Annotated in this window: 7 protein-coding genes; 3 read left to right on the top strand and 4 right to left on the bottom strand. The window is 74.3% G+C overall.

Going from position 1 to position 9,195, the window contains the following annotated elements; all coding sequences use genetic code 11:
• The first annotated feature begins 153 nt into the window (after positions 1 to 153).
• The 3 genes from FOE67_RS08550 to FOE67_RS08565 all read left to right on the top strand — a co-directional run bounded on the left by FOE67_RS08550 (position 154) and on the right by FOE67_RS08565 (position 3,101).
• The gene (locus tag FOE67_RS08550) at positions 154 to 1,014 is read left to right on the top strand and encodes a 3-hydroxybutyryl-CoA dehydrogenase (protein ID WP_182662125.1); all 861 of its coding nucleotides are present in this window, start codon (positions 154 to 156) and stop codon (positions 1,012 to 1,014) included.
• A 134-nt stretch (positions 1,015 to 1,148) separates the two neighbouring features.
• A complete protein-coding gene (locus FOE67_RS28660) occupies positions 1,149 to 2,102 on the top strand; it encodes a peptidoglycan-binding protein (protein ID WP_323384503.1) in 954 nt (317 codons plus the stop codon).
• A 216-nt stretch (positions 2,103 to 2,318) separates the two neighbouring features.
• On the top strand, positions 2,319 to 3,101 hold the full coding sequence (locus FOE67_RS08565) for an SAM-dependent methyltransferase (protein WP_182662137.1): 783 nt from the start codon (positions 2,319 to 2,321) through the stop codon (positions 3,099 to 3,101).
• A gap of 55 nt (positions 3,102 to 3,156) precedes the next feature.
• On the opposite strand, the gene pheT is transcribed toward FOE67_RS08565, so the two are convergent.
• The 4 genes from pheT to FOE67_RS08585 form a co-directional block, all read right to left on the bottom strand.
• A complete protein-coding gene (gene pheT / locus FOE67_RS08570) occupies positions 3,157 to 5,685 on the bottom strand; it encodes a phenylalanine--tRNA ligase subunit beta (protein ID WP_182662127.1) in 2,529 nt (842 codons plus the stop codon).
• Positions 5,685 to 6,845 carry a phenylalanine--tRNA ligase subunit alpha gene (pheS, locus tag FOE67_RS08575; RefSeq protein WP_182662129.1) on the bottom strand — a complete coding sequence of 387 codons (1,161 nt, stop codon included), beginning with the start codon at positions 6,843 to 6,845 and terminating at the stop codon, positions 5,685 to 5,687. The genes pheT and pheS overlap by 1 nt, the downstream gene beginning before the upstream one ends.
• A 132-nt stretch (positions 6,846 to 6,977) precedes the next feature.
• Positions 6,978 to 8,057, bottom strand: coding sequence for a sensor histidine kinase (locus FOE67_RS08580; protein WP_182662131.1), 1,080 nt, complete (start codon positions 8,055 to 8,057; stop codon positions 6,978 to 6,980).
• Between the two features lie 141 nt (positions 8,058 to 8,198).
• Positions 8,199 to 9,086 (bottom strand): TrmH family RNA methyltransferase, encoded by an 888-nt coding sequence (locus FOE67_RS08585; protein WP_182662133.1) that lies wholly within the window; start codon positions 9,084 to 9,086, stop codon positions 8,199 to 8,201.
• Positions 9,087 to 9,195: the final 109 nt, after the last annotated feature.

Below are 9,195 nucleotides of genomic sequence, written 5' to 3' on the forward strand. Positions count from 1 at the left end.
GATCGGGTCCCACCCGGTCGGGGCGGCCCCGGCGGGTTCCCCGCCGGAACCCCTTCGCGTGTCCGCCGTCCCCGACCGAGTACCGTCGGGGGCGGTGCGACGGGCCGGTGATCCCGCCCGCCGCCGCTTTCCCGAACAGCGAAGGGGCACGGAGTGACCGACATCAAGCGCGTCGGAGTGGTCGGATGCGGCCAGATGGGCGCCGGCATCGCCGAGGTCTGCGCACGGGCGGGGCTGGAGGTGAAGGTCGCCGAGACCACCGGTGAGGCCCTGGAGCTGGGACGCAGCCGTCTGGCGAACTCGTTCGCCCGGGCGGCCGAACGCGGCAAGCTCACCGAGGAGGAGCGGGCCGCCGCGGAGGCCCGGCTGGGCTTCACCACCGACCTGGGCGAGTTCGCCGACCGCGACCTGGTGATCGAGGCCGTGGTGGAGAACGAGCAGGTCAAGACCGAGATCTTCCAGGTTCTGGACCAGGTGGTGACCCGGCCGGACGCCATCCTGGCCTCCAACACCTCCTCGATCCCACTGGTGAAGCTGGCGGTGGCCACCTCCCGGCCCGGTCAGGTGGTGGGCATCCACTTCTTCAATCCCGCCCAGGTCCAGAAGCTGGTGGAGCTGATCCCCGCCCTGACCACCTCCGAGGAGACGGTGACCCGGGCGGAGACGCTGGTCACCGACGTGCTCGGCAAGCACGCCATCCGGGCGGCCGACCGCTCGGGTTTCGTGGTGAACGCGCTGCTGATCCCCTACCTGCTGTCGGCCATCCGGATGGTGGAGTCCGGGGCCGCGAGCCGGGAGGACATCGACAACGGCATGGAGCTGGGGTGCGCCCACCCCATGGGGCCGCTGCGGTTGGCGGACCTGATCGGGCTGGACACCGTCGCCTCGGTCGCCGACTCGATGTACGAGGAGTTCAAGGAGCCCCTGTACGCCGCGCCCCCGCTCCTGCAGCGCATGGTCGCGGCCGGGCGCCTGGGTCGCAAGACCGGCGCGGGCTTCTACCTCTACACCTGATTTCCACACGTCGATTTCACCCCTTCGGAGTAATTAGCCCCGCTTGGGCCGACAGTGCGGCATGAGCACCGGCCCCCGGGGCATCTCCCGCCGTACGCCGCGCGACCGACGATCGCCCGACGACCCGAGGAGAGATCGACATGGACCTGGTGTCCCGGTCCGGGTGGGGTGCGCGTGCCTTTCGGACCCCCGCCGGGGCGACTCCGTACGGCAGGGCCCGACTCGGGGTGAAGGTGCACTACCTGGGCACCGCCTACTCCGACCGGCCGCACGACGGCTGCCCCGGCTACGTCCGCTCGTTGCAGGCCCAGCACATGGACGGCAACGGCTGGTCCGACATCGCCTACTCCTTCGTGGTCTGCACCCACGGCACCGTCTACGAGGGGCGCGGTCTGGAGCGTCGGAACGCGGCGAACGGCAACACCTCGCTCAACGACGCCCATTACGCGGTCTGCGCGCTGCTCGGCGCCTCCGGCCTGACCGAACCGCCCGACGCCCAACTCCACGGCATGCGGGACGCGATCGAGCACTGCCGCGGGGAGGGCCCGGCGGGCGACGAGATCGCCCGGCACGCCGACGGCTTCGCCACCGCCTGCCCGGGCCCCGCCCTGACCTCGTGGGTGCGCGCCGGCGCGCCCCGGCCGTCGGGCGGGGGTTCGGGCGGGTCCGGCGGGAGCACCACCCACACCGTGCGCGCCGGGGAGACGCTCTCCGGCATCGCCACGGCGTACCCCGGGGTGACCTGGCAGCAGATCGCGCAGGCCAACCGCATCCCCGCCCCGTACACGATCCACCCCGGTCAGCGCCTGACCATTCCCGCGCAGCGATCCGCCCCCGTCTCCCACGAGCCGTTCCCCGGGGCCTCGTTCTTCCGGGTCGGCACCGACTCCCCGATCATCACCCGCATGGGCCGTCGGTTGGTCGAGGAGGGCTGTTCCCACTACCGGGTGGGTCCCGGCCCCCGGTGGTCCGAGGCGGATCGCCGGTCCTACGCGGCCTGGCAGCGCAAGCTGGGTTTCACCGGCGCCGACGCCGACGGCATCCCCGGACGGACGAGTTGGGACCGGCTGCGGGTGCCGAGGGGATGACCGGGACCGCTCCGCCGAACCGGTGGACCGGGGCGCGCGGAACCCGCCCCGACACCGTCGGGAAGCGGCACCGGGGGGCGAGGACGCCTACGATCGGGGGTCCGGGGCCGGTCGGCGTCCCGGAGCCCGCACCCGGGCCCCCGGGCCGGCCGCCCGATCGGCGGAACGGCAGGAGATGATCACGTGACGGAGTCGTCCGACCCGCGCCGGGACCCGGTGTCGAAGATCGACACCTCGGTGCCGCACTCGGCGAGGATCTGGAACTACTGGTTGGGGGGCACCGACAACTACGAGGTGGACCGGATCGCCGGGGACCGGTACCGCGAGGTCTTCCCCGGCATCGTGGAGATCGCCCGGGAATCGCGGCGTTTCCTGGGACGGGCGATCCGCTTCCTGGCCCGCGACGCGGGAATGCGCCAGTTCCTGGACGTCGGCACCGGGCTGCCCACGGCGGACAACACCCACCACGTGGCCCAGCGGGTCGCCCCGGACGCCCGGGTGGTCTACGTGGACAACGATCCCCTGGTGCTCATGCACGCCAACGCCCTTCTCACCAGCACCCCCGAGGGGGAAACCAGCTACGTGGAGGCGGACCTCCGCGATCCCGGGGCGATCCTGCGGGCCGCCGGGGAGCGGTTGGACCTCGATCGCCCCGTGGCCCTGATCCTCAGCGGGATCCTGGGGCACGTGGAGACGATGGAGGAGGCCCGGTCCATCGTGGGGGACCTGATGGGGGGGTTGTCCTCCGGCAGCTACCTGTGCCTGAACGAGGGCACCGACATCGACCCCGTCTACGCGGAGGCCCAGCGGTCGTACAACGAGAGCGGCGCCATTCCCTACCGGCTGCGGACCATGGAGGAGTTCCGGAGCTTCTTCGACGGCCTGGAGCCGGTGGAGCCGGGGGTGGTCTCCGTGCCGCTGTGGCGGCCGGAACCCTCCCGGGACGGCTCGGAACCGCACGAGATCGGGCAGGCGGGCGGGGTGGCCCGCAAGCCCTGACGCGGCCCTCCGCCGGTGGGCCCCGGGAGTTCCCGGTGCCCACCGGTCGGGCGGGTCAGGCGCCGCGCACCACGGCGCCGGTGCGTTCCGCCGCGGCGGCCACCGCGGCCTCGTGCGCGGCGGCGGTCTCCTCGGCGGTCAGGGTGCGGTCCGGGGCCCGGAAGCGCAGGGCCCAGGCCAGCGACTTGCGCCCCTCCCCCACCTGTTCGCCGGTGTAGACGTCGAACAGCCGCAGGGACTCCAGGAGATCACCGGCTCCCTCGCGGAGGGCCTCCTCGACCCGGGCGGCCGGCACCGAGGCGTCCACGACCAGCGCCACGTCGCGCGTGGCCGGCGGGAAGTTCGGCACACCGGGGGCGCGCACCGGCCCCTCGGAGGCCCGCTGCAACAGATCCAGGTCCAGTTCCAGCGCGCAGGTGCGGTCGGGCAGTCCCAGGGCCCCGATGACCCGGGGGTGGAGCTCCCCCGCGTGGCCGACGACGAGGGTCCCGCCGTCCACGGTGACCCGGATCGCCGCGCAGCGGCCGGGGTGCCAGGGTGCGTGGCGGTCGGCGACGACCTCGATCACGGCCCCCGCCTCCCGGGCCACCAGACGGGCGGTCTCCACCGCGTCCGCCCAGTCGGCCGGGCGTCCGGGACCCCACCACCCGGCGGGGTCGCGCAGTCCGGCGAGCACCGCGGCGACCCGCCGCGGCTGGTGCGGCAGCGCGGCGTCCAGGGAGGCGATCGCATCGGCGTCGGGACGGTGGTCCACCGGCAGCCGGGGCGCGGCGGTCTCGTCCCCGCCGGGGAGGAAGACCAGGCCGGTCTCGAACAGGGCGGTGTCGTGGTTGCCCCGCCCCTCGTTGCGGCGCAGCGCCGCGAGCAGCCCCGGCAGCAGCGTGGTGCGCAGGTGGGGCTCCTCCTCGGAGAGCGGGTTGACCAGCGTCACGGTACGGCGGCGCGGGTCGTCGGCCTCCAGCCCGAGGGCGTCCAGCGCGGCGGTTCCCAGGAAGGGGTAGCACGGCGCCTCGACGAAGCCGGCACCCGCCAGCGCGCGACCGACCCGGCGGTGCAGACGCTGTCGCGGGGTGAGACCGCGACCGGCCGGCGGCCGGGGCAGCGTGGAGGGCAGGTTCTCGTAGCCCTCCAGCCGGATGACCTCCTCCGCCAGGTCGTTGGGGTCGGTCAGGTCGGGTCGCCAGCTGGGGACGGTGACGGTGAGTTCGTCCGTGCCGTAGACATCGCACCCCACCCGTTGCAGGGATCGGGCGACGGTCTCCCGACCGTAGGCGACGCCGGCGACGCGGTCGGGGTGGTCGGCGGGGAGGAGGACGGTGCGCGGTACGCCCAGGACACCGACATGGGTGACCCCCGGGTCGGCCGTGCCACCGGCCAGACCGACCAGGAGATCGACGGCGCGCTGCGCGGCGGCGGCGGTCGCCTCGGGGTCCACCCCGCGCTCCCAGCGCTTGGACGCCTCGGTGACCAGCCCGTGGCGACGGGCGGTGCGGGCGATCACGATCGGGGCGAAGTGGGCGGCCTCCACCACGATCGTGGTGGTACCGCGCCACTCGTCGGTCTCCGGGTCGCGCTCGGGGGCGAGGACCTCGGTCTCCTCGCCGCCCATCACCCCGGCCAGGCCGATCGGGCCCCGGGCGTCGGTGATCAGCAGGTCCTCGGGGTGGAGGGCGCGCTTGACACCGTCGAGGGTGACGAGTTCCTCGCCCTCCCGGGCGCGCCGCACGCCGATCCCGCCCTCCAGGCGGTCGCGGTCGTAGGCGTGGAGGGGGGTGCCCAGCTCCAGCATCACGTAGTTGGTGATGTCCACCGGCAGGGAGACCGCCCGCATGCCGGCCTTCTCCAACCGACGACGCATCCAGACCGGGGTGATGGCGTCCGGCCGCACGCCGGTGACGACGCGGGCGGTGAACCGACCGCAGGCGGCTCGGTCCTCCACCCGCACGGGGTGGCCGTCCTCGTTGGGCACCGGCACGTCCAACAGTGCCGGGTCGCGCAGCGGGAGGTCGTGGGCGGTGGCGGTCTCGCGGGCCAGACCGCGCAGCGACAGGCAGTAGCCCCGGTCCGGGGTAACGGCGATGTCGAGGATCTCGTCGCGGAGTTCGAGGAGGTCGATCGCGTCGTCGCCGGGCTCGTGACCGGGCGGCAGGACGATGATGCCGCTGTGGTCGTCGCCCATGCCGAGCTCGGCGGCGGAGCAGATCATGCCCTCGGAGACCCGCCCGTAGGTCTTGCGGGAGGAGATGGCGAAACCGCCGGGCAGGACCGCGCCGGGCAGCGCGACGACGACGAGGTCGCCGACGACGAAGTTGCGGGCACCGCAGATGATCCGCTGCGGTTCGCCGGACTCCGCGCCCGCGGGGCCGACGTCCACGGAGCAGTACCGGATCGGCTTCTTGAACTCGGTGAGTTCCTCGATCCCCAGGACCCGACCGACCACGAGGGGGCCGGTGAGGTCGGCGCCGACGCGCTCGACGGTCTCGACCTCCAGGCCGGCGGCGATCAGCTTCGCGGCGACCTCGCGGCCGGTGGTGCCGGCCGGCAGGTCGACGTACTCCCGGAGCCAGGAAAGCGGGGCCCGCATCAGATCTCCGTTCCGAAGGGCCGGGTGAAGCGGACGTCACCCTCGACCATGTCTCGCATGTCCTCGACGTTGTGGCGGAACATCAGCATCCGCTCGATGCCGAATCCGAAGGCGAAGCCGCTGTAGCGCTCCGGATCCACGCCGCAGGCGGTGAGCACGCGCGGGTTGACCATGCCGCAGCCGCCCAGTTCGATCCAGCCCTCGCTGGAACAGGTGCGGCAGGGGCGATCGGGGTTGCCGACCGAGTCCCCCCGGCACACGTAGCACACCATGTCCATCTCGGCGGAGGGCTCGGTGAAGGGGAAGTAGTTGGGGCGCAGGCGGGTGCGGATGTCGGCCCCGAACAGCGCCCCCACCATGTGGTCGAGGGTGCCGCGCAGGTCGGCCATGGTCAGCCCCTCGTCCACCGCCAGCAGTTCGACCTGGTGGAAGACGGGGGTGTGCGTGGCGTCGAGTTCGTCGGTGCGGAAGACCCGCCCGGGACACACCACGTAGACCGGCGGCTCGCGGTCCAGCAGGGAGCGGATCTGCACCGGGGAGGTGTGGGTGCGCAGCACCACGCCGGAGCCCGGACCGTCGGCGGCGTCCGCCGCCCCCTCGGCACCCTCGGCGCCGGCCCCGGGGGCGTGGAGGAAGAACGTGTCGTGCTCGCTGCGGGCCGGGTGGTCGGGGGCGATGTTGAGGGCGTCGAAGTTGAACCACTCCGCCTCGGCCTCGGGCCCCTCGGCGACCTCGTAGCCCATGGCCACGAAGACGTCCTCGATGCGTTCCATGAGGGTGGTCAGCGGGTGGCGGGCGCCGAGCGGAGCGCGGCGGGCGGGGAGGGTGACGTCCACCGCCTCCTCGACCAGCACCCGCTCGTCGCGCTCCGCCTCGAGTTCTGCCAGGCGGGTGGCGAGTGCCTTGTTGACCTCGCCGCGGGCCCGGCCGACGCGCTTGCCCGCGTCGGCACGGGCCTTCGGCGGCAGCGCGCCGATCTCCCGGTTGGCCAGCGCCAGCGGCGAGCGGTCGCCGGCGTGGGCGATCCTGACCTCGTGCAGCGCCTCCAGGTCGCCCGCGCCCGCGATGGCCTCCAGGGCGTCCTCGCGGGCCCGCTCGACCGCTTCCGGTTTCAGTGCCTCGACCTCGACCGGGTCGTAGGACTTGTTGGGTGCCGACATCTCTTCTCGATGTTCCCCTGGTTGCTGGTTCCTGGTTGCCCGGTTGCCCGGTGGCGCGCCGTGCCCCGCGACGGCGGGACCGGTGACGAGTCTACGGGTCGCCCCCCGTCCGCCGGTCCGGTCACCGGCCCGTCAGGCGAGGAAGGACGGCACCCCGGGGGGCAGGATGAAGCGGAACCGGGCCCCGCCGCCGGGGGCCCGCCCCACGGTGACCGTGCCCCCGTGGGCCTCCACGATGCCCTTGACGATGTACAGCCCCAGGCCCGTGCCGCCGCGGCCGCTGCCGCGCCAGAAGCGGGTGAAGACCCGGTGCATCGTCTCCTCCGGAATGCCGGGGCCGCGGTCGGCCACGGTGACCGCCGTGGAGTCCGGGCCGGACGGGGCCGACGGCGCCGGCCCCACTTCGATGGTGACGGTTCCCGCGCCGTGTCGCACGGCGTTTTCCAGGAGGTTGCCCAGCACCTGGTCGATCTTGACGGGGTCGGCCCACAGGCGGGGCGGCTCACCGGTCGTCCGGACGACGAAGCGTTCGGCCGGGATCCCGGCCGCGACCATGGCGTCCACCCGACGCCGGATGGCCTCCTCCAGGCGCAGCGGCTCGCGGCGGATCTCCAGGCGACCGGAGTCGATCCGGGAGACGTCCAGCAGCTCGGTGATCAGGCGGGTGACCCGGTCGGCGTCGCCGTCCACGGTCTGCATCATCATCCGCTTCTGCTCGTCGGTGAAGCGGTCCCACTTGTCCAGCATGGTGGCGGTGAAGCCCTTGACCGACGTGAGCGGGGAGCGCAGCTCGTGGGCGACGGTGGCGATCAGCTCGGCGTTCCCGCGTTCCATCCGCCGCCGGGCCCGGGTGCCGCGCAGGGTGATCACCACGCGGACCGGGGCGGTGCGGGGGGCGGGGCGGACGTAGCGGGCGGCCACGAGGATCTCCCGGCCGCCGGGCAGCAGCAGGTTCCGTTCCGGCTGGCCCCGGCGGATCGCGAGGCCGCCGTAGGGGTCGGTGACCCGCCACCAGGGGCGACCGTCGAGATCCTCCAGTGGGAGGGCGTCCTCCAGCGGGCGGCCGAGGGCCCGTTCGGGGGCGAGGCCGGTCAGCCGACCGGCCTCCGTGTTGAAGCAGGTGACGAGCCCCTCGTGATCCGCGATCACCAGACCGTCCGGCAGGTCGTCGGGGCGCGGGCTTGCGTCCTCCGTGCCGGATGGTGCTCCCATGCCCTCTCTCCCCTCCCCCCGCGGGGCCCGGTCGGGCAGGCCCACGCGCCGCGTCAGCCTACCGCCACGGCGGCCGGCGGGAACCGCTCGCGGAACCGGATCACCCGGAGGGGTGGTTCACCGGGGAGGACCGCGGAACGATCACGTCGCGTCCGGGCCGGCGGCCCGGTTCGCCCCGTCCGCGCGGCATCCGCCGGGGGCCCGCTGGGCCCGGGCGGAGGAGTAGAGGCAGACCGCCGCCGCGGTCGCGAGGTTCAGGCTCTCGGCACGACCGTGGATGGGCACCCGTACCACGGCGTCGGCCAGCGCCCGGGTCTCCGGGGGGAGCCCCCATGCCTCGTTGCCGAGGATCCACGCCGTAGGGCCGCCCAGGCGGCCGGCGTCCAGCTCCGCGTCGAGGTCCCGCTCCCCCGCGCCGTCGGCGGCCAGGCAGCGGACGCCCGAGGCGTCGAGCGCGCGCACCGCCTCGGCGACGGGAACGCCCACCACCAGCGGCACGTGGAACAGGCTGCCGGCGGAGGCCCGCACGGCTTTGGGGTTGTAGGGGTCCACCGAGGCGTCGGTGAGGATCACCGCGTCCGCCCCGGCGGCGTCGGCGCAGCGCAGCACCGTGCCCGCGTTGCCGGGGTCGCGGACGTGTGCGAGCACCGCCACCAGGCGGGGGCGGGCGGCCAGGACCGCGTCCAGCGAGCGGTCGAGGAAGGAACACACCCCGACCAGCCCCTGCGGGGTGACCGTCTGCGACAGTCCCTCCACCAGGTCGGGCTCGGCGACGGCGACGCGGCTGCCCCCCGCGCGGGCGAGGTCGAGGAGGTCGGCGTGGCGGTCGGCCGCCTCCGGGGTGGCGAGCAGGTCCAGCAGCACGGGTCCGTCGGTTCCCGTCGAACGGGCGGCGGCGGCCTCCCGGACCGCCTGGGGCCCCTCCGCCAGGAAACGGCGTTCCCGGGCCCGGGCCGCGCGGCGGGTCAGGCGCCGGGCGGCGAGGATCCGCGGGGAACGCGGGGAGGTCAGCTCGACGGCGGGGGGCATGGTGACTCGGAACTCGCTTCCGGGGCTGGACGGACCGGGTCGCGGCGTGCCCGCCGCAGCCGGAGGGGGACGACCGGCACGGGGTGCGACGGCGGACCACCGGACGGGG

Source organism: Streptomyces calidiresistens (assembly GCF_014141525.1).
Taxonomy (GTDB): Bacteria; Actinomycetota; Actinomycetes; order Streptomycetales; family Streptomycetaceae; genus Streptomyces; species Streptomyces calidiresistens.